At 64.4% G+C, this 20,350-nt stretch carries 15 protein-coding genes and 1 other RNA gene; 15 read left to right on the top strand and 1 reads right to left on the bottom strand.

Going from position 1 to position 20,350, the window contains the following annotated elements:
* The first annotated feature begins 362 nt into the window (after positions 1-362).
* The 7 genes from ffs to BC443_RS09685 all read left to right on the top strand — a co-directional run bounded on the left by ffs (position 363) and on the right by BC443_RS09685 (position 5,995).
* An RNA gene (ffs, locus tag BC443_RS09715) (signal recognition particle sRNA small type) lies at positions 363-459 on the top strand.
* A gap of 213 nt (positions 460-672) precedes the next feature.
* Positions 673-2,979 (top strand): DNA polymerase III subunit gamma/tau, encoded by a 2,307-nt coding sequence (gene dnaX, locus BC443_RS09710; protein WP_071231635.1) that lies wholly within the window; start codon positions 673-675, stop codon positions 2,977-2,979.
* A 71-nt stretch (positions 2,980-3,050) separates the two neighbouring features.
* A complete protein-coding gene (locus BC443_RS09705; RefSeq protein WP_071231634.1) occupies positions 3,051-3,377 on the top strand; it encodes a YbaB/EbfC family nucleoid-associated protein in 327 nt (108 codons plus the stop codon).
* Positions 3,377-3,982, top strand: a complete 606-nt coding sequence (gene recR, locus BC443_RS09700) for a recombination mediator RecR (protein WP_071231633.1) — start codon at positions 3,377-3,379, stop codon at positions 3,980-3,982. Before BC443_RS09705 ends, recR begins: the two co-directional genes overlap by 1 nt.
* Positions 3,983-4,062: 80 nt before the next feature.
* On the top strand, positions 4,063-5,187 hold the full coding sequence (locus tag BC443_RS09695; RefSeq protein WP_071231632.1) for an HRDC domain-containing protein: 1,125 nt from the start codon (positions 4,063-4,065) through the stop codon (positions 5,185-5,187).
* On the top strand, positions 5,187-5,477 hold the full coding sequence (locus BC443_RS09690; RefSeq protein ID WP_071231631.1) for a YcgL domain-containing protein: 291 nt from the start codon (positions 5,187-5,189) through the stop codon (positions 5,475-5,477). The genes BC443_RS09695 and BC443_RS09690 overlap by 1 nt, the downstream gene beginning before the upstream one ends.
* A gap of 62 nt (positions 5,478-5,539) precedes the next feature.
* Complete coding sequence (locus tag BC443_RS09685) at positions 5,540-5,995, top strand: YcgN family cysteine cluster protein (RefSeq protein WP_071231642.1); 456 nt, start codon at positions 5,540-5,542, stop codon at positions 5,993-5,995.
* 67 nt (positions 5,996-6,062) lie between these two features.
* On the opposite strand, the gene BC443_RS09680 is transcribed toward BC443_RS09685, so the two are convergent.
* A complete protein-coding gene (locus tag BC443_RS09680) occupies positions 6,063-8,129 on the bottom strand; it encodes a prolyl oligopeptidase family serine peptidase (RefSeq protein WP_071231630.1) in 2,067 nt (688 codons plus the stop codon).
* Between the two features lie 242 nt (positions 8,130-8,371).
* Between BC443_RS09680 and BC443_RS09675 the strand changes: the two genes are divergently transcribed.
* The 8 genes from BC443_RS09675 to BC443_RS09640 all read left to right on the top strand — a co-directional run bounded on the left by BC443_RS09675 (position 8,372) and on the right by BC443_RS09640 (position 20,295).
* Positions 8,372-8,830, top strand: coding sequence for a hypothetical protein (locus BC443_RS09675; protein WP_071231629.1), 459 nt, complete (start codon positions 8,372-8,374; stop codon positions 8,828-8,830).
* Positions 8,831-8,891: 61 nt separating this feature from the next.
* The gene (locus BC443_RS09670) at positions 8,892-10,688 is read left to right on the top strand and encodes a VWA domain-containing protein (protein WP_071231628.1); all 1,797 of its coding nucleotides are present in this window, start codon (positions 8,892-8,894) and stop codon (positions 10,686-10,688) included.
* A gap of 127 nt (positions 10,689-10,815) precedes the next feature.
* Complete coding sequence (locus BC443_RS09665) at positions 10,816-12,552, top strand: AMP-binding protein (RefSeq protein ID WP_071231627.1); 1,737 nt, start codon at positions 10,816-10,818, stop codon at positions 12,550-12,552.
* A 97-nt stretch (positions 12,553-12,649) separates the two neighbouring features.
* Positions 12,650-16,681, top strand: a complete 4,032-nt coding sequence (gene hrpA, locus BC443_RS09660; RefSeq protein WP_247643255.1) for an ATP-dependent RNA helicase HrpA — start codon at positions 12,650-12,652, stop codon at positions 16,679-16,681.
* Between the two features lie 82 nt (positions 16,682-16,763).
* On the top strand, positions 16,764-17,894 hold the full coding sequence (locus tag BC443_RS09655; protein ID WP_071231625.1) for a beta-ketoacyl-ACP synthase III: 1,131 nt from the start codon (positions 16,764-16,766) through the stop codon (positions 17,892-17,894).
* On the top strand, positions 17,894-18,640 hold the full coding sequence (locus BC443_RS09650; protein WP_071231624.1) for a VacJ family lipoprotein: 747 nt from the start codon (positions 17,894-17,896) through the stop codon (positions 18,638-18,640). Before BC443_RS09655 ends, BC443_RS09650 begins: the two co-directional genes overlap by 1 nt.
* A 4-nt stretch (positions 18,641-18,644) precedes the next feature.
* Positions 18,645-19,796, top strand: coding sequence for a response regulator (locus BC443_RS09645; RefSeq protein WP_244179914.1), 1,152 nt, complete (start codon positions 18,645-18,647; stop codon positions 19,794-19,796).
* The gene (locus tag BC443_RS09640; RefSeq protein ID WP_071231623.1) at positions 19,789-20,295 is read left to right on the top strand and encodes an STAS domain-containing protein; all 507 of its coding nucleotides are present in this window, start codon (positions 19,789-19,791) and stop codon (positions 20,293-20,295) included. Before BC443_RS09645 ends, BC443_RS09640 begins: the two co-directional genes overlap by 8 nt.
* The last annotated feature ends 55 nt before the right edge of the window (positions 20,296-20,350 follow it).

Below are 20,350 nucleotides of genomic sequence, written 5' to 3'. Positions count from 1 at the left end.
GTGGCTGGTGGCCATCATCGGGCTGCTGCTGCCGGTGGTCGTGGGGCCGATTCTGCGTCGCCGCATGCAGGCGGCCAAGGAAAAGGTCGGCTGAGCCGAAAGTTGACCTGTTCCATGCCCCGCTCGTTGGAAACGGCGGGGCTTTTTCGTTCTCGGCGAATGGCGCAGAGGTTCGCCGCCATTCTTTTCGAGGTGCTCTCATGTCGAAGTGCTTTCTTTTCGAAGCACTCTAGAAGCCTTCCCGGTTGCCGCAAAGCGATGACGCTGTTATAGTGCCGCTCGCTCGGCAACGTCTTGATGGTACAGGCTTTGTCGGACTTCGATTTCATCGTGTCATCGATGAATCGAGCTATGGTGGCCCTTACCGGTCCTCCCGCAACGCTAAACCGCAAACCCCGCCAGGCCCGGAAGGGAGCAACGGTAGTGGTGGCCGCGTGTGCCGGGATGTGGCTGGTAGGGGCCGCCTCCATTTCTGGTCCTGCTCAATTTGGCCCGCCCTGAATTCGGCGACTAAGTCGCTGCCTCCCGCCTCGTCAGTTTTCTCTCGGCCCTGCTAGAATAGCCCGATCATTTCAGGATTATCGACGCTGACTACGATGTTTCGATCGTGGCGTGCCGATTGCTGACGATCACGTCCAGCCGCGAGCCTATCTGCGAGGAGTATCGCGCCGCATGAGTTACCAGGTTCTGGCCCGTAAATGGCGCCCGCGTACCTTCCACGAACTGGTCGGCCAGGAGCATGTCAGCCGTGCGCTGGTCAACGCGCTCGACCAGGGGCGACTACACCACGCCTATCTGTTTACCGGGACTCGCGGTGTCGGCAAGACGACGCTGGCGCGAATTCTCGCCAAGTGCCTCAATTGCGAGCAGGGCGTGGGCTCCCAGCCCTGTGGCCAGTGCGAGACCTGCCGCGATATCGATAGCGGCCGCTTCGTCGATCTGATCGAGGTCGATGCCGCGTCGCGTACCAAGGTGGAAGACACTCGCGAACTGCTGGACAACGTCCAGTACGCGCCGACCCAGGGGCGCTACAAGGTGTACCTCATCGACGAGGTGCACATGCTTTCGACGCACAGTTTCAACGCGCTGCTCAAGACGCTGGAAGAGCCGCCGCCGCACGTCAAGTTTCTGCTGGCGACCACCGATCCGCAGAAGCTGCCGGTGACGGTGCTGTCGCGCTGCCTGCAGTTCACGCTCAAGAACATGCCGCCGGAGCGGGTGGTCGAGCATCTGACCCGGGTTCTCGAAGCCGAGCAGGTGGCCTTCGATCCGCAGGCGCTATGGCTGCTCGGCAAAGCCGCCGACGGCTCGATGCGGGATGCCATGAGTCTGACCGACCAGGCCATCGCTTTCGGACAGGGCGAAGTGCGCCGGGAAGACGTGGCCGCCATGCTTGGCACGCTGGATCATGCGCATCTGATTGCGCTGGCCGAGGCACTGGCGGACGTCGATGCCGAGCGGCTGCTGGCCGAAGTGGCCGCCCTGGCGGAGCAGGGGCCGGATTTCGCCGGCGTGCTCGACGAGCTATCCGGGCTGATGCATCGCCTGGCGATCGCCCAGATGGTTCCCGGCGCACTGGACAACGGCCATGGCGATCGTGACGAGCTGCTGGCGCTGGCCGGACGCTTCACCGCGGAAGACGTGCAGCTCTACTACCAGATCGCGCTGCAGGGCCGAGGCGATATCGATAACGCACCGGATACCCGCGCGGCGGTCGAGATGACGCTGCTGCGCATGCTGGCTTTCCGGCCCCAGGGTGTACCGACGCCACCGCAGACTGACCTGCCCTTGCGCAAAGGTGCCCAGCAAGGCGGCGGGTCGCCGAGCGACGTGCATCGGACGCCGGCCACATCGACGGCGGAGGCGCCGCAGGCTGCCAGCATCGCTCCTGCGCCGGTGACCGCGCCGGAGCCAACCGCTGCGGCATCGTCGGCGCCGGTCGAGCATCAGGCTCAGTTCGCGGAACCTGCCGATCCCCCTTCGTCTTCCCCGGCCGAGCCGCCCGCGTCCTCCGATTTCGAAGAGGACCGCCCGCCCTGGGCTACCGAGACCGAGGCATCCCAAGCTAAAGCTCCCGCGGTTGATATCGTCCCGGAAGCGGCGTCGCCGGAGCCGAGCGCGAGGCCGGACGAGAGAGTCGCCGTCGCGGCCGAGTCGGGTAGCGCGGCTACCGGTGATGCCAGCGATTCCGAGGACGCCAGCCGTTTCGACGATCAGGCCGGTTTCAGCGACGAGGCCTACGCCTGGGCGGCCGAAGCAGAAGGGGCCTCGGCACCCGAACTCGGCGACTCGCCGACCGCCGGCTTCGCGGACGATACGGCGCCGACCTCCGCTCCGGTCGAGCGGGCATCGCAACCGGCCCGGCCAGACTTTCAAAGTGACGGTGTTCAAAGCGACGTTGTTCAGGGTGACGGTGTTCAAGGTGACGGTGTTCAAGGTGACATTGCACCAGCCGACACGGATCATGCACCGGCTGACGGATCGACAGCCGCCGTCGAAGCGGATGCGGTGCCGGCGATGGCCGAAGCGCCGATGGCCGAGACCGACAGCCCGGCGGCGACACAGGACTCGCCGGCGGATGCCGGTCAGCTCACGCACGCGCTATGGCTGGAGCGCTTCGATCAGCTCGATATTGGCGGTCTCACGCGCAATCTCGCGGCTCACTGCGTCATCGAGCATGACGATGGCAGTGCGCTGAGGGTGACGCTGGACCCCGGACAGTCGGCCATGCTCTCCGATCTGCATATCGAGCGCATCACCAAGGCGTTGGCTGGCCTCGGTTACACGCGTCGGCTCGAGATCAGCGTTGCCGAACTGGACGGCAGCCGCGAGACGGCCAAGGCCAAGCGTGACCGCGAGGCACGCGAACGTCACGCACGCGCCGTTGAAGCCTTGCGTGTCGACCCGCATATCCAGGAGCTGGAAGCGCGTTTCGGCGCTCGGCTGATGGAAGGGAGCGTAACCGCCGATCGCGTGTGATCCCGACCGGGCATCCCGATTTCGCAAATCCATGATTTCGCAAAGCATTCCCAATCTCGAAGGAGTTCGTCATGTTCAAGGGTGGCATGGGCAATCTGATGAAGCAGGCCCAGGAAATGCAGGAAAAGATGCAGCAGGCTCAGGAAGAGATCGCCCAGATGGAAGTGTTGGGCGAAGCTGGCGCCGGCATGATCAAGGTGACCATGAATGGCCGCCATGACGTCAGCCGCGTCGAGATCGATCCTTCCGTGATGCAGGAAGACAAGGAACTGCTGGAAGACCTGCTGGCGGCTGCCGTCAACGACGCGTCACGCAAGGTCGAGACCCAGTCGAAGGCGCGCATGGAAGAAGTCTCTTCCGGACTCAATCTGCCGCCCGGGATGAAGATGCCGTTCTGATGAGCTTTTCACCGCTTGTCGAGCAGTTACTGGACAGCCTGCGCGTGCTGCCGGGGGTCGGGCCGAAGACCGCACAGCGGATGGCGCTCCATCTGCTGGAGCGTGATCGCGAGGGCGGACGGCGGCTCTCGGAAGCGCTGGTCCAGGCGATCGAGAAGGTTGGGTACTGCGAGCGATGCCGTACGCTGACCGAAGAGGCGCTGTGCGGCGTCTGCCAGGATTCCCGGCGCGACTCGGCCCTGCTGTGCGTGGTCGAGTCGCCGGCCGACATGCTGGCGATCGAGCAGGCGGGCGGATTTCGCGGCCAGTATTTCGTGCTGCATGGTCATCTGTCGCCGCTCGACGGCATCGGCCCCGACGATATCGGCCTGGACCAGCTGGAGTCCCGGCTCTCCCGAGAGACGGTCAGCGAGATCATTCTGGCGACCAACCCGACCGTGGAGGGGGAGGCCACCGCGCATTACATCGCCGAGCACCTGGTCGGGCGGGAGGCCAAGCTCTCCCGGCTGGCCTATGGCGTCCCGATGGGCGGCGAGCTGGAGTATGTCGATGGCGGCACGCTCAGCCGGGCGTTCCAGGGGCGCCAGCCGTTTTCCTACGAGTAAGGGCATCGGTGGCTTGCCCGCCGAGTCTTCGCTCCGATTTTTCGTAACGCCGGCCATGTGACTGGCCGAGAGGGAACTGAATGAGTTTTGACTATTCGCTGTGTTGGGTCGACACCCCGGAAGGATTGCAGGCCGCTTGCGAGGCGTTGACCACGGCGGATCTCGTCGCCCTGGATACCGAGTTCTTCCGGGAGTCGAGCTTTTTTCCCGTGCCGGCGCTGATCCAGCTGACCGCCGGGGAAATCGTCTATCTGATCGATCCTCAGGCGATCACGGCAAGCGACGATTTGCGGCAGCTGCTGAGCGCCGGCCCGCCGAAACTGATCCACGCCTGCAGCGAGGATCTCGACGTGCTGGCACTATGGGCAGGAGTGACGGTGGCTCCGCTGGTCGATACGCAGATCGCCGAATCCTTCCTTGGCGCCGACCCGGCCATGGGCTATCGACGCCTGGTCGCGCAGCGTTGCGGCGTCGATCTGCCCAAGGAGGAGACGCGTTCCAACTGGCTCGAGCGCCCGCTCACACCGGCTCAGCTCGATTATGCCGCTCTCGATGTCGTCTATCTTCCGGTGATCTGGGAGCAGCAGCGCCAGGCGTTGGCGACGCTGGGACGCGAGCGCTGGTTCGAGGAAGAATGCGAGGCGTTGAGCCAGGGCCGCAACGCTGCCGCCGGCGAGCAGTGGTACACCCGCCATCGCCAGCTGTGGCGCCTGCAGCCCCGGCAGGTCGAAGCGTATCGGGAACTGACCGCCTGGCGCGAAACCGAAGTGCGGCGTCGGGATGTGCCGCGGGGCTGGCTGGCCAAGGATAGCGTGCTCTACGCGATCGCCGAGGCCATGCCGAGCAACCGGTATGAACTGGCCGCCGTCGATGGCGTGACACCGAGTCTCGTCAAGCGGGAAGGGGACGCGATGCTGGCGCTGGTCAAGACGGCACGGCACCGGGAGGCGTCCGAACTCTGCGAGCCGCTGCCGGTGCCGACGTCTCCTGCCTTCAAGTGCCGCTTCAAGGCGTTGAAGCAGGTCGTGCAGTCCCGTGCCGAAGCATTGGGGCTGGCACCCGAACGGCTCTCCAACCGGGCGGAAATGGAGGCGGTGGTCACTGCGCATCTCAGGCAGTTGGATTTGCCGTTGCCGACCGGATGGCGCGGACAGCAGCTATCGGCCGGCTGGAAGCAGGCGCTTGCCGAGCAGGAAGCCGCGTGATGAACGATACCGCCAGGCTCATCTGCGAGATCGTCAAAAGCTCGCGACGGGATGAAATGTATCTCTATCTCGACAAGGCGCGCGGCATGGCGCCGGTGCCCCAGGCGCTGCACGAGCAATTCGGTCGACCGATTCCGGTGATGACGCTGTTGCTGCGGCCCGAGCGGCCGCTGGCGCGGGTCGATGTGGTCAAGGTCATGGCGGCGATCCGGGAGCAGGGGTTCTATCTGCAGATGCCGCCGCCCAAGGATCCCGAAATGCTGGATCTGTTCACCCGGCGGGATGAATGATCCTGGTCGACCGTGAGTCCCATTCTTCCGAGGCGGCCGTGAGCCACGGCGAGGAGAGTCGTATGCGTGAGCGATTCTGGGAGCGGTTCCCCCTGGAGGAGCTGACCCAGCAGGAGTGGGAGGCGTTGTGCGATGGCTGTGGCAAGTGCTGTCTGGTCAAGATGGAAGACGCCGATACGGGAGACGTCGCCACTCTCAACGTGGCCTGCCGGCTGCTGGACATCGGCAGTTGCCGCTGCAGCGACTATGCGCATCGTTTCGAGCGGGTCCCCGAGTGTACCCAGTTGAGTCTGGAGAACCTGGACCAGTTTCACTGGCTGCCGCACAGCTGTGCCTACCGGCGTCTCGCCGAGGGGCGCAAACTGGCCAGCTGGCATCCGTTACGCAGCGGCAGCGACCGCCGCATGCACGAGCGCAAGATGAGCGTTCGCCATTTCGCCGTCAGCGAAACCGAGGTCGATGATGCCGACTATGAAGAGCACATCATCGACATCATCCCTCTCGACGAGCAACGTTGAACCCTCAGCCGGATCGGGAGGATGTCACTCCTCCCGCCGGCGTCCTCCGGTGTGCCCTTCGCACGCGTCAGACGGCGTCTCGTCCCAGTGCCCACAGGATGAAGGCGTCCTGGCGGGCGTTGTCTCGCCATGCCTTGAATCGCCCTGACGCGCCACCGTGACCGGCGGCCATATCGGTACGCAGAAGGACCGGGCCACGTGCGCTGTCGAGTTCCGTCATGCGTGCGTAGAGCTTGGCCGGCTCCCAGTAGGGCACCCGCGAATCGTGCCAGCTGCCCTGCAGCAGGACGCTGGGGTAGGGCTGTGCGGTCAGGTTGTCCAGCGGCGAGTAATCGCGGATGCGTCGCCGTACGGCCGGTTCGTCCGGATTCCCCCACTCCGTGTACTCCGCCGTGGTGAGGGGCAGGTCCGGATTTTCCATGGTCCGCAGCACGTCGACGAAAGGCACGTCCAGTACCGCCGCGCAGAACGCCTCCGGCTCGAGGTTGAGGCTGGCGCCGACCAGCAAACCGCCGGCGCTGGCGCCATAAGCCGCGATGCGTTCGGGGTCGGCGATTCCTTCGGCGACCAGTGCCTGACGCGCCGCGAGAAAGTCCCTGAAACTGTTTTCCTTGTGCTCCAGCTTGCCCGCCAGATACCAGGGTTCGCCCCGATCGCCGCCGCCGCGCACGTGGGCGACGGCGAATGCGACGCCACGAGAGAGCAGTTCCAGGCGAGCAATCGAGAACCAGGGGTCGAGCACTTCGCCGTACGCGCCGTAGCCGTAGAGCAGTGTCGGCATCGGGACCTGGCCGAGTCTGTCGGCTCGGGCCACGACGGAAACGGGAATGCGCTCGCCGTCGTGGCCTTCGGCCCACAGTCGCCGACAGACCAGGTCGTCCGGCTGCAGGTCGCCATACAGCGGCTGTGTCTTGAGTACACGCTGTTCCCCGCTGTCGAGGTCGTGCTCTACCCAGCGCACCGGCAGGGTGAACGACTCTTCGCGCAGAAGCAGCTTGCGGGTATGGAAATCCGGCGTGTCGCCGAGCGCCAGGCTACAGGGGGCTTCGGGAAGGGGAAGCCGGCTACCCGGTAGCCCGCCGGCTCCGGCAGCGTTCCTGGCCGGATCGGCTTCGCTTCGCTCGATGACGCGCAGGTAGACCTGGGCTTCGTGATGATCCCGCTCGGTGACGACCACACCCCAGGAAAAGGCATCGACGCCCTCGAGCGTGACGTCCTCACGGTGCGGGACCAGCGGTGTCCATGAATCGGATTGCGAGACGGGGGCCGTATCCAGGCGGAAATGCGAGCCGTCGCGGTTGTGCAGCACGTAAAAGACGTCGTCGCGATGCTCCAGCGTGTACTCGACGCCGGTCTCCCGCGGCCGGACGCATGCCGGCGCGGTCCGGGGCGCTGTCGCCGGGATCAGATGGCACTCCGAGGTGTCTTTCGAGGCGGTCTCCAGTACCAGCCACTGGCGGGAGCGTGTCTTGCCCAGCCCCACCCAGAACTCGACATCCGCTTCCTCGAAAATTTTCTGGCAGTGATCGTCCTCTGGCCGCAGAAGCCACACGCTGGCGGGGCGCTGCGTGGCATCGTAACGCGTGAACAGCAACGTCCGGTTATCCTCCGCCCACACCAGATCCGGCCCGATGCGCCTGCGTAGCCGTTGCGGTTCGCCGTCCGGCAGCCGCTTCAGGTAGAGATCGAAATATTCGTTGCCGCTGGCGTCTTCGGTCCAGGCCAGCCACTGTTCGTCTGACGAGATCGCCATGTCGCCCAGTTCGAGAAAGTCGTGGGCCTGGGAACGAGCTTCCAGGTCCAGCAGCAGCTCGGGCGCGGTATCGCCGTCCCTGGCCTGGCGCCACCACAAAGGATAGTCGGCATCGGCGGCCGTTTCGCTCCAGTAGCGGAATCGTTCGAGCGTCGTCGGCAAACCGGTGACCTTGAGTTCCCGGCGCGCCAGGTGCCCGTCGTAGAGGGCATCTTCCAGCGCTTTCAGCGGAGCAAAGAAAGCATCGCTTTCACGATTGGCCGCGCGCAGGAATGCCTTGACCTGCGGATCATCGCGGGATTCCAGCCAGTGCCAGTCGGGATCGTCGCTACGGCGAAAGTGAGCGACGGGCGGTGTTTGTGTCGTCTGCGAGCGGGGCATGGGTCGAGGAAAGGTCCTTTCGGGCAGGCTGTTTCAATGACATCGAAAAAGGGTGCGTCAACGTCGAAAAAGGATACTTCCGACAATCGCGCTTCGACAATGCAGGGGGCCGATTGCCGTCTGTCACGCCAGGAAGGCCGTGCGGCGGGGGAGCCGCATGTCACGTCGGATAGCGGTGCGGCTGTGCTTTACCGACTTGAAGTGTACCATGTCCCAAATCGTATGAATCGAGAGTCATTACCATGCTGTTTTCCGATTCCCTGCCGCAACTCTGGCTGAGTTATGGCGTGCTGTCTCTGGTCGTTCTGATCACTGGCTATCTGGGTGTGCGACTGCTGCCGCTACTGCCGCGTCTCGTATTAGTGGGCGTCGTCGCCGGTGGGCTGTGGATGGTGGCGCCATTCTCGCTGCCGTTGCTGGAACCGGGAGAGACCTATTCCGGCCTGGCACCGGCCATCGTGGTCATGGCGGTGGGCGTACTCCAGCACGATGGCGGCCAGGTCGCCGGCGCAATGCCGCTATTGCTTGCAGGTGTCGCGATAGGGGCGGCGTTGGGTCTGGTAGCGTGGCGATTGTTGGCTCGCCGCCGCGATGGAGACGATGCTGACGACGGGCCGCGAGGAGGAAAGCGGAATACGCCGCAGGCGGGGCCAGCGCCGCGAGCGAAAGAGCGGACCCGTCGCGAGCCGGTAGTCAACTGATCCGAAGTTTTTTCGGGTGAAGTGATCTCGTTCTGACGTGTATTTCGAAAGGAAGCGAAAAATGCGTGCGTTGTTGTTGATTCTGATATTGGCGGCGGGGATATCTCCTGGCTGGGCGCTGGCGCAGACGGCGCCGGACGTGCGGATGGTCATCGACGTGTCCGGAAGCATGAAACAGAACGATCCCGGCAACCTGCGCGCCAATGCACTGAGTTTCGCCGCGACCTTGCTGCCTCCCAGTGCACGAGGATCGATCTGGACCTTCGGGACCACCGTCGCCAACCCGCTGCCGAGTGGCGAAGTCGTCGATGCCTGGCGGGAGCAGGCCGGAAGCATGGCTTCGCAGTTGACCGACTATCAGCAGTTCACGGACATCGAACGCGCGCTGCGGCAGACGGCGAGTGCGACGCCGGACAGCGGCAATCGGCATCTGATCCTGTTGACCGACGGCATGGTCGATCTGCCGGCTTCCGGCAGCGACAAGGCGCAGCGTGACAGCGCTTCACGCCAGCGCATCATCGATGAACTGGCGCCGGACCTCGCCGCGCGCGGGGTCGTCGTGCATCCCATCGCGCTCTCCAACAATGTCGACCTGCCGCTGCTCGAGCAGGTCGCGCAGACCACCGGTGGGCTGGCGGCCGTGGCCGAGACGCCCGAAGAGCTGCTACGGGCCTTCCTGGATGTTCTCGACCGCATCCTGCCGGGCGATCAGGTGCCCATCGACGATAGACAGCGCTTTCGCGTCGATGACGATATCGACGAGTTCAATGCCTTGCTGTTCCACGCGCCGGGCGTCGACTCGCCGGTTCTGATCGGCCCCGACGGGCAGCGTTATTCCCGCGATGATCACCCGGGTTCCGTGGAGTGGCTGAGCAGCGACCGCTACGACCTGATCACCGTGCCCGACCCCGCCCCGGGCGAGTGGCAGATCGAAGGCGATATCGGTGCCGACAGTCGTATCGGTATCCACGCCGATACCGTGCTGCGCAGCGAGCCGCTGCCGGCGACGCTCTATCAGGGATTTTCGACACCGCTGGATGTCTGGCTGGCTTCGGAAGGCCGGACGCTGACCGCCGACGAGCGCCCGGCGGGGCTGAGCGTGCGCGCCGAATTGCGCGATCTCGACGGCGCGACGCTCGCCGAGACGGCGCTGGCCTCGTCCGCGGATCACTTCCGTGGCGAGCTGCCGGGCGCCGATCAGTTGGGCAACGCACGCCTGACCATCACGGCGCGCAGCGAGCGCATGATCCGCCAGCAGGTGCAGCCGGTGAACGTGGTCGCTGCCCTGAGCGCGGTGCTGAGCGAGGATGGCTCCCGGATCGTGGTGCGTGCCAATCACCCGGATCTCAACGTCGACAATACCCGGCTGAGCGCAAGCCTCACCGGTCGTTCGCTCGACATACGCCAGACCGGTGACCGGGAATGGACGATCGCCGTGCCGCAGACGGATCCCAACGAGTCGTTGCCGGTCAGGATCACCGCTGAGGCGCAGCTGGATGGCCGCACGTTGCATCTCGATCTCCCGGTGGTGCGTCTCAATCCCGACGCCGCGGTAGGCTTGAGCGGTGCCGAACTCGAGCAGGGCATCGTCAGCGAGTCGCGCCAGCAGGAAGATAGTGCAGATGCCGATGACGGTAACGACTTCGGCGATGGATTGACCCCTTCGCAGATGGCCGATATCGCCGTCGGCAAAGCCCAGCAGGGGTGGCGGCTGGCCAGGCCGTACGTGGAAACCTACGCTCAGCGCCCGGTGACGTGGATCGTCGTTGCGGCGCTTTTGCTGCTGTGGATGCTGCTACGCTGGCGGCGAGCGGCGAAACGGCGACGCCTGGCGCGGCGCGAGGAACCCTCGGTCTAGACCGAGCCAGCGTGCGGTGATATTGCCCGGACGACGGTTTGCGGTTCCCTTACAACCTTGGTGGCAGCGCCTCGCTGGTCCGATCCTGTTATAAGGTCGAGTAACCGACACGAATCAAGGAGATCCTATGAGCGACAGCGTCAGCCCGTGCATCGAAACGGGAGCGCCGCTGGAGGGCATGGAGGCGTTCGAGTCGATCAACGACATCATCGCCGAGGCGTGCCGCCGATTCGTCGACCATCCGGCCTTCAGTTGCCTGGGTCACACCTTGAGCTACCGTGACGTCGATCGGCTTTCCGGCGACTTCGCCGCCTGGCTGCAGCAGGAAACCGACCTGGAGCCCGGCGACCGGATCGCGATCCAGTTGCCCAACGTGCTGCAGTTTCCGGTGGCGGTGTTCGGTGCGCTACGTGCCGGGCTGGTGGTCGTCAATACCAACCCTCTCTACACCGAGCGCGAGATGCGTCATCAGTTTCGTGATGCCGGTGTCAAGGCAGTAGTGGTGCTGGCCAACATGGCCCACAAGCTGGAGAAGGTGGTCGATCAGACCGATATCCGCCATGTCTACGTGACCGAGATGGCGGATCTCCATCCCTGGCCGAAGAGGTCGCTGATCAATGGCGTGGTGCGGTACGTCAAGAAGCTGGTGCCTGCCTATTCGCTTCCCGGTTCGATCGGTTTCCGGCATACGCTCTCCGTTGGCAGCCGCCATCAGGTGAAGGTGGTCGCCAGCCGCGGCGACGACGTGGCCGCGTTGCAGTACACCGGCGGCACCACCGGTGTCGCCAAGGGCGCGATGCTGACCCACCGCAACCTGATCGCCAACATGCTGCAGACCAAGCAGGTGGTCGGCAAGGCGCTGGTCGAGGGGGAGGAGACGATCATCGCGCCGCTGCCTTGCTATCACATCTACACCTTCACGGTGAATTGCCTGTTCGCGATGGTCACCGGGCAGCACAACGTTCTGATCCCCAATCCTCGTGATCTCCCCGGATTCGTCAAGACGCTGTCCAGGACGCCTTTCACGGTATTCGTGGGGCTCAATACCTTGTTCAATGCGCTCTGTCAGCGCGACGACTTCAAGGCGCTCGATTTTTCCGGCCTCAAGATGACGATTTCCGGCGGCATGGCGTTGACCCATACGGTGGCACAGCGATGGGAGCAGACCACCGGTAATGGCATCGTCGAAGGTTACGGCCTGACCGAAACCTCGCCCATCGCGCTGGTCAATCCGCCCGAGGCGACGCAGATCGGCACCATCGGCAAGCCGGTACCCGGCACCTCGATCAAGGTCATTGATGATGATGGGCGGGCATTGCCGCTTGGCGAGCGCGGCGAGCTTTGCGTCAAGGGTCCGCAGGTCATGAAGGGCTACTGGAACCGCCCGGAAGACACGGCCAGAACGCTGGATGCCGACGGCTGGCTGCGTACGGGCGACATGGCGGTGATACTCGACGACGGCTACGTCAAGATCGTCGATCGCAAGAAGGACATGATTCTGGTCTCCGGATTCAACGTCTATCCCAACGAGATCGAGGAGGTCGTCGCGGGCCATCCCGATGTCGTCGAGGCCGCGGCGGTGGGGGTCCCCGACGAGGAGACCGGAGAAGCCATCAAGCTGTTCGTGGTGGCGCGCAACGACAGTCTCGACCCGCAGGCATTACGCCAGTGGTGCAAACAGGAACTGACCGGCTACAAGGTGCCCAAGTTCGTGGAGCTGCGTGACGAGCTGCCCAAGAGCAACGTGGGCAAGGTGCTGCGTCGGGAGCTGCGCGACGAGTCGGCGGGTAGCGAATCCGCGCCGTCCCGGCAGGCCGGCGATACGCCACCGACGGAACGCCGATCCTCCTCGGACGTGAGTTGATCCGCCGACGGCGCTATAATGACGGGTTCGCCATCGCCTTTGGTGGCGGCCCGTTTCTGTCGTTATCTCGCCGACGTAGAGGATCTCTTTGAGCGCTATCGCTTCCCCCTCGCTGCAAGCCCTGAATGATCTGGAAACTCGCCTGGATGGCTGTCTGCTGCGTGACGCCCACGAGCAGCGCCAGCGGCTCCGGCGTCTGGCTCGGCGTGCCCGTGACGGCAAGCCGATCGACCGGTCGCTGAAGGAGATCGAGTCGCGGCTGGCCGCCTCCAGCGAGGTGCTCGCGCGTCGCCGGAGCCAGCCGGTGACGCTGGACTACCCGGAATCGCTGCCGGTGGCTGCCAGGCGCGAGACGATTCTCGAAGCGCTGCGCGAGCATCAGGTCGTGGTCGTGGCCGGCGAGACCGGCTCCGGCAAGACTACGCAGTTACCCAAGCTCTGCCTGGAACTGGGCCTGGGGCGTCGGGGCATGATCGGTCATACCCAGCCACGCCGGCTGGCGGCGCGCTCGGTGGCTTCGCGCCTGGCCGAGGAACTCGAGGTGCCGCTGGGCGAGCAGGTCGGCTATCAGGTGCGCTTCACCGATCAGAGCAGCGACGACACCCTGGTCAAGCTGATGACCGACGGCATTCTGCTGGCCGAGACGCAGCACGACCCCGATCTCATGCGCTACGAGGCGATCATCATCGATGAAGCTCACGAGCGCAGCCTCAACATCGACTTCCTGCTGGGCTATCTCAAGCGGCTGACGGCCCGCCGGCCCGATCTCAAGGTGATCATCACGTCGGCGACCATCGACGTCGAGCGTCTGTCGCGGCATTTCGCCATCGAGCGCGACGGCAAGACCCAGCCGGCACCGGTGGTGGAAGTCTCCGGGCGGGCGTATCCGGTGGAGGTGCATTATCGGCCGTTGGTACGCGAATCCCGGGAGGAAGAGGACCTGACGCTGCAGGAGGGGATCCTGGCCGCGGTCGAAGAAGTTGAGCGCATCGAACGCGAAAAGCGCTGGTACAGCGGCCCGCGCGATATCCTCATCTTTCTGCCCGGCGAACGGGACATTCGTGAAACTGCCGACGTGCTGCGGCGCGCCGATCTCAAGAGCACCGAGATCCTGCCGCTGTATGCGCGACTCTCCAACGCCGAACAGAACCGGGTGTTCCAGTCGCACGCCGGCCGGCGGATCGTGCTTTCCACCAACGTCGCCGAGACTTCGCTGACCGTGCCCGGGATACGCTACGTGATCGATCCCGGCCTGGTCCGCATGAGCCGCTACAGCGCGCGGGCCAAGGTCCAGCGCCTGCCGATCGAACCGGTCAGCCAGGCCAGCGCCAATCAGCGCAAGGGGCGCTGCGGGCGTGTCGCCGAAGGGGTCTGCATTCGGCTCTACAGCGAAGAGGATTTCCTTTCCCGCCCCGAGTTCACCGAGCCCGAGATTCAGCGCACCAACCTGGCCTCGGTGATCCTGTCGATGTTGTCGCTCAAGCTGGGCGACGTGTTCGACTTCCCGTTCGTCGATGCGCCGGATGCCCGTTTCGTCAAGGATGGCTATCGGCTGCTGTTCGAACTGGGAGCGGTGGATGACGCCGAGCGAATCACCGGCCTGGGGCGGCAGCTGTCGCGGTTGCCGATCGATCCGCGACTGGCGCGGATGGTGCTGGCGGGGGAACGTTTCCAGTGCCTGCGCGAAGTGCTGATCGTGGTCAGTGCGCTGGCGACGCAGGACCCCCGCGAGCGGCCGGCGGAAAAGCGCCAGGCCGCCGATCAGCGCCACAAGCAGTGGGAAGACCCCAACTCCGACTTCGTCGCCTGGCTCAACCTGTGGCATGGCTTCGATGTCATGCGCGAGACGCTGTCGAGCAACCAGCTGCGACGCTGGTGCCGCGAACAGTATCTGAATTATCTGCGGCTGCGCGAATGGCACGATACCTATCGCCAGTTGCGTCAGTTGACCCGCGAGATGAAGCTCGAGCTGACAAGCGCCGTGCAACCCGATGACGACGAGCCGTCACGGCCGGCCGACAGTGGCTCCGGCGACTCGGTATCGGCGGAGGCCGCCAAGCTGCCCCGGATCGATACGCAACGTCTGCATCAGGCTCTGCTGTCCGGGTTGCTCTCCAACCTGGGGCAGTTGCAGCCGGAAAGCCGCGAATTCCTCGGCGCCAGGAACCGGCGCTTCCTGATTCATCCGGCATCGGGACTTTCGCGCAAGCCGCCCAAGTGGGCCATGGCCGGTGAAATGGTGGAGACCAGCCGCCTCTATGCCCGTGACGTGGCCAGAATCAAGCCGGAGTGGATCGAACCACAGGCGGCCCATCTGATCAAGCGCAGCTATAGCGAACCGCATTGGGAGCGCAAGCGAGCCCAGGTGGTGGCGCTGGAGCAGGTCACGCTCTTCGGCTTGCCGATCGTGACCGGTCGCCGCGTGGATTACGCCAAGGTGGCGCCGGAAGAAGCGCGCGAGATCTTTCTGCGGCGCGCGCTGGTGGAGGGAGATTATCAGACCAGGGCCGCGTTCTTCGCGCACAACCGGGCGATGGTCGCCGAGGTCGAGGAGCTCGAGGATCGGGCACGCAAGCGCGACATCCTGATCGACGAAGAGACGCTGTTCGCCTTCTATGACGAGCGGGTCCCTGCGGACGTCGCCGGTGGGCGCAGCTTCGAGAACTGGCGCAAGCAGGCCGAGCGGGACACGCCGGATATTCTCAAGCTGGACAAGGCATCGTTGATGGCGCGGGAGGCCGACGACGTCAGCGTCGAGCAGTACCCGGACGAACTCGTGTTCAACGGCGTTCGCTACCCGCTGAGCTATCACTTCGCCCCGGGTGCCAGCGATGACGGTGTCACCCTGACCGTGCCCGCCGTGATGCTCGCCCAGTTGCCGCAAGGTCGCTTGAGCTGGCTGGTGCCGGGCCTGCTGCGCGAGAAGTGCATCGCGCTGCTCAAGGCGCTGCCCAAGGCGATGCGCCGCCAGGTCGTGCCGATTCCGGACTGGGTCGACGCTGCGCTGGCGACCTTGACGCCGGACGAGCGCCCGGTCGAGGAGGCGCTGGGAGAGTTCCTGCGAATCAAGACCGGCACGCGCCTGGAGGCGTCTGCCTGGCGTCTCGATCAGCTCGATCCGCATCTGCTCATGAATCTTCGCGTGGTCGATCACCACGGCAAGGTGCTGGGAGAAGGGCGCGACCTGTACGCCCTGCAGAAGCGCTTCGGCGAGGCGGCGGCGGCGGGTGCCAGGGCGCTGGCGGAAACGCCACGGGAAAGCGCCGAACGTCTCGACGATCTTCCGGAAGCGGCCCTGCCGGATTCTCGCACGACTCGTCAGGCCGGCATTCAGGTGGAAGTCTATCCGGCGCTGGTGGCTGACGGTGACGACCTGACTGTCGCCTGGTTCGATCATGCCGAGCGGGCGGCGACGGCGCATCGCGACGGACTGGTGCAACTGGCCCGCCGTCGGCTTCCCGATACGGTGCGCTATATCCAGCGGGAGCTGCCGAAGCTCAAGCAGTGCGCGCTGCTGTTCGCCAAGGTCGGCAGTCAGGAGCAGCTGGCGCGCGATGTGATCGACGCCTGCCTGGCGCAGACCGTGGCCGCCGATCCGCTGCCGCGGTCCCGAGAGGCGTTCGATGCCCGTCTCGAAAGCTGGCGTGGCGAGCTGGTCGCGTATGCCGAGTCGCTGCTGGAAGACCTGCACAAGGCGTTGCAGGGGCACCTGGCAGTGACCAAGGCGCTCAAGGGCAATGTCACGCTGGCGCTGGCTCTGACCTACAGTGATCTCAAGGCCCAGATGCAGCGGCTCGTCTATCCCGGCTTCGTGCGCGACGCCGGTGCCTGGCTGAAGCATTATCCGCGCTACATGCAGGCAGCGGAAATCCGGCTTGAGAAGGCACCTCGGGACCTGCGCCGGGACCAGCTGTCGATGCAGCAGGTACAGGCCTGGGAGGCGCGGGTCGACGCGCGAAAGCGGCAGACCCATCGCGACGGCATCGTCGACGCCGATCTGGTCGAGTTCGGCTGGTGGCTGCAGGAGTGGCGAGTCTCGCTATTCGCCCAGCAGTTGGGCACGCTGGAAAGCGTATCGGAGAAGCGCCTGACGCGGCGCTGGCAGGAAATGACCGGGCAGACCGTGTGACCGACGGTCGCCTTATTGCATCTGCTACACATGGATGCGCGTAATGATCTGAAGCGGCCTGAGCCGCGGGAGGTAGTAGCCGATGACGCAAGCCGTGATTACCGCGACGGGCCTGTTCACGCCGCCGGATTCGATCGATAACGCCGAACTGGTCGTCAGCTTCAATGCCTGGGTCGACTCGGAGAATGCACGACAGGCGGAGGCGATTGCCCGCGGCGAACGCGAGCCGCTGGCACACTCGAATGAGGCATTCATCCTCAAGGCGTCGGGTATCGAGAGCCGCTACGTGATGGAAGCCAGCGGTATCCTGGACCCTGAACGGATGCGGCCGCGGATTCCCGAGCGGCCCAACGACACGCTTTCGGTCCAGGCCGAGATGGGAGTGGCTGCCGCGCGCCAGGCGCTGGACACGGCCGGTATCCGCGCCGAGCAGCTCGATCTGGTCATCGTCGCCTGTTCCAACCTCCAGCGACCCTATCCGGCGGTAGCGGTCGAGCTTCAGGCCGCGCTGGGCGCCGGAGGCTATGCGTTCGACATGAACGTGGCGTGCTCCAGCGCGACGTTCGCCATCGATATGGCGACCAATGCGATTCGTGCGGGCAGCCTGGAGCGGGTGCTGGTGGTCAATCCCGAGATCTGTTCGGCGCATCTCAACTTCCGCGACCGCGACAGTCACTTCATCTTCGGCGATGCCTGCACCGCCATCGTGCTGGAGGCGGACCATCTCGCTCAGGATCGCGAGCATTTCACGGTACTCGGCACGCGTCTGGTGACCCAGTTCTCCAATGCCATCCGCAATAATTTCGGGTTTCTCAATCGTCTCGCCGATGAATCTGCGCAGACATTGGACAAGCTTTTCGTCCAGGAAGGGCGCAAAGTGTTCAAGGAGGTCTGCCCGATGGTCGCCTCGCTGATTCTCGATCATCTAGAGAGTCAGTCGCTAACGGGAGATTCGGTCAAGAAACTGTGGCTTCATCAGGCCAATCGTCATATGAATGACCTGATCGCGCAGCGAGTGCTGGGGCGGGAAGCCTCGGAGACGGAAGCGCCGGTGATTCTCGACCGCTACGCCAATACCAGCTCGGCAGGATCGATCATCGCTTTCCACCTGCATCGAGACGATCTGCAGGAGGGCGACGTGGGGGTGGTGTGTTCCTTCGGTGCGGGCTACAGTGCGGGCAGTGTGATACTGCGTAAAGGGAATGCGTGTTAATGAAATCGATCCATTGGCTGGGCGGCGTCTGTGTCGCTGCAGCGTTGAGCGGCTGCGCCTCGACGGGGCAGGATTCCAATCCTCAGGACCCTTGGGAAGGCTTCAACCGGGGCGTCTATCAGTTCAACGACACGCTCGACCGCTATGCGCTGAAACCGATCGCCCAGGGTTACGACACGGTCACGCCGGATCCGGTTCAGGATGGTGTCGGTAACTTCTTCTCCAACCTGGGCGAGATCCGTACCGTCTTCAACAGTATTCTCCAGTGGCAATGGAGCAATGCTGGCGTGGCGTCCGGCCGTTTCCTGGTCAATACCATTCTGGGCGTCGGCGGCGTTCTCGACCCGGCCACGCGAATGGGCCTGGACGAAAACGAGGAAGACTTTGGCCAGACGCTGGGTGTCTGGGGTGTCGATTCCGGCCCCTACCTGGTACTGCCGATTCTGGGGCCGAGCACCGTTCGCGATACCAGCGGTCTGCCGGTCGATATGTACACCTATCCGGTCACCTATGTGGAAGAGGATAAATGGCGTTACGGCCTGACCTTCCTGCGCTACGTGGATCTGCGTGCCAGCCTGCTCGACCAGGAGGCGTTGATTCAGGGGGATCGCTACAGCTTCATTCGCGACGCTTATCTCCAGCGTCGGCAGTTCGAGGTCACCAACGGCGCGGCGGGGGAGGATCCGTTCGCCAGCGGCGGTTTCGGTGACGATTTCGAATATAGTGAAGACGACTTCGCCGAGTAGACCCGTGTCCAATACGCTGTCGGACGAGTTGCCCGTGATCGGGCTGATCGATCTGCCCGGGCCGGATCGCGAGCGGCTGGCCGAGGAGCTTTCTCGCCTCGACGTCGAGGTGCGAGTGGCCGTCTCGGTCTCGACCTTGCCGGCGCACTGCGATCTGGTGGTCGCGCATGTGCGGGCCGTCTCCCACGAGGGCTGGGAACAGCTCGCCGTCGGGCGTCCGACCATCGTGATCAGCGAGAGTCGTCGCGATGGCGATCTGCACAAGGCGCTCGATGCAGGCCTGATCGACTATCTGGTCGAGCCGCTGAAGCATGCCGATATTCTGCGGCGTCTGGTCGAGCGAGCCCTGGAACTGGATCGGCTGTCGCGCGATCATAACCAGAGTCGGGCAGAGCTCGAGGCGCTCAACGAACGTCTCGAGAAGCATCTCGCCATGCTGAGGGACGATCAGCGTGCGGGAGGCCATGTGCAGCGCAAGTTGCTGCCGCCCCAGGGCGTTACGCATCTCGGCGTGCGCTGTGACTACTGGTTCGCGCCGTCGTTGTACCTGTCGGGCGATTTTCTGGACTTTCAGCGCTGCGACGACCGCTACAGCTTCTTCTACTTTGCCGACGTCGCCGGGCACGGCTCCTCGTCGGCGTTCGTTACCGTGCTTCTGCGGTATCTCTGCAACCGCTGGCTGGCCCAATGGCGCACATTGTTGCCGGAGGCGTTTCCGTCCCGATGGTTGGGCGAGCTCAATCGCGAGTTGCTCGAGACCGGAATCGGCAAGCATGCGACGGTCTTTGCCGGGGTACTGGACCACGAGCGTCGTTTTCTGCACTATGCGCTCGGCGCCCAGTTGCCGATGCCGATCCTCCAGGCCGAGGGGCGTAGCGCTTATCTAGGAGGCGAGGGGCCACCCGTGGGGTTGTTTCCCGATGTCGAGTACCCCATCTATGGTTGTCCTTTGCCGGAGTCGTTTCGACTCTGGTTCTGCTCCGACGGCATTCTCGAGTGTTTGCCGGCGGGGTCACTGGACGCGCGGCTCAAGGAACTCGAACGCCGCACGACACACTGCACCAGCGTCGACGATCTGAGGGAAGGGTTGGCGTTGGGGGATCCTCTGCCGGATGATCTCAGCATGATGACACTGAGTGGTTTCGACCATGATTGAAGGGCGAATCAAGGCGGCCTTCGAGTCGGGCGTATTTGTGCTCAAGCTGTGCGGTGACGTGCGGCTGACGCTGTGTGCCACCCTGGATGCCGAGGCCCAGCGCCTGGCGGAACTGCCGGGGCTGCGTGCGGTGATGGTCGACCTGCGCGAGGCAACCAACGTCGATTCGACCGCGCTGGGTTTTCTGGCCAAGGTGGCAATGGCCGTACAGGGGCGGCTGGATGATCCACCCACGATCATCGCCGAACATCCGGACGTGCGACGCATGCTGGACGTGATGGGGTTCGCGCGTTATTTCACGCTGCTGGAAGCTCCGCTGACCGAGCCATCGGAACTGGACGAGCTGCCCCATGTCGAGGCGGATGAAAACGACATCCAGCGGCGAATCCTCGAGGCCCACCGCATCCTCATGCGCATGAGCGAGCACAATCGGCACGAGTTTCAACCGTTCGTCGAGCTGCTCGAGTCACAGCGCACAAACGCGCCATCGCGCGGCTGATCGCGATCGGGCTCCTAGCGTGACGAGTTGCCACGCCGGTAGCAGAAGCACTAGC

Origin of the sequence: Salinicola sp. MIT1003 (assembly GCF_001858555.1) — a bacterium.
Lineage (GTDB): Bacteria > Pseudomonadota > Gammaproteobacteria > Pseudomonadales > Halomonadaceae > Salinicola > Salinicola salarius.
Note: the sequence above shows the minus strand (reverse complement) of the source record. Positions and strands in the feature narration are given on the sequence as shown.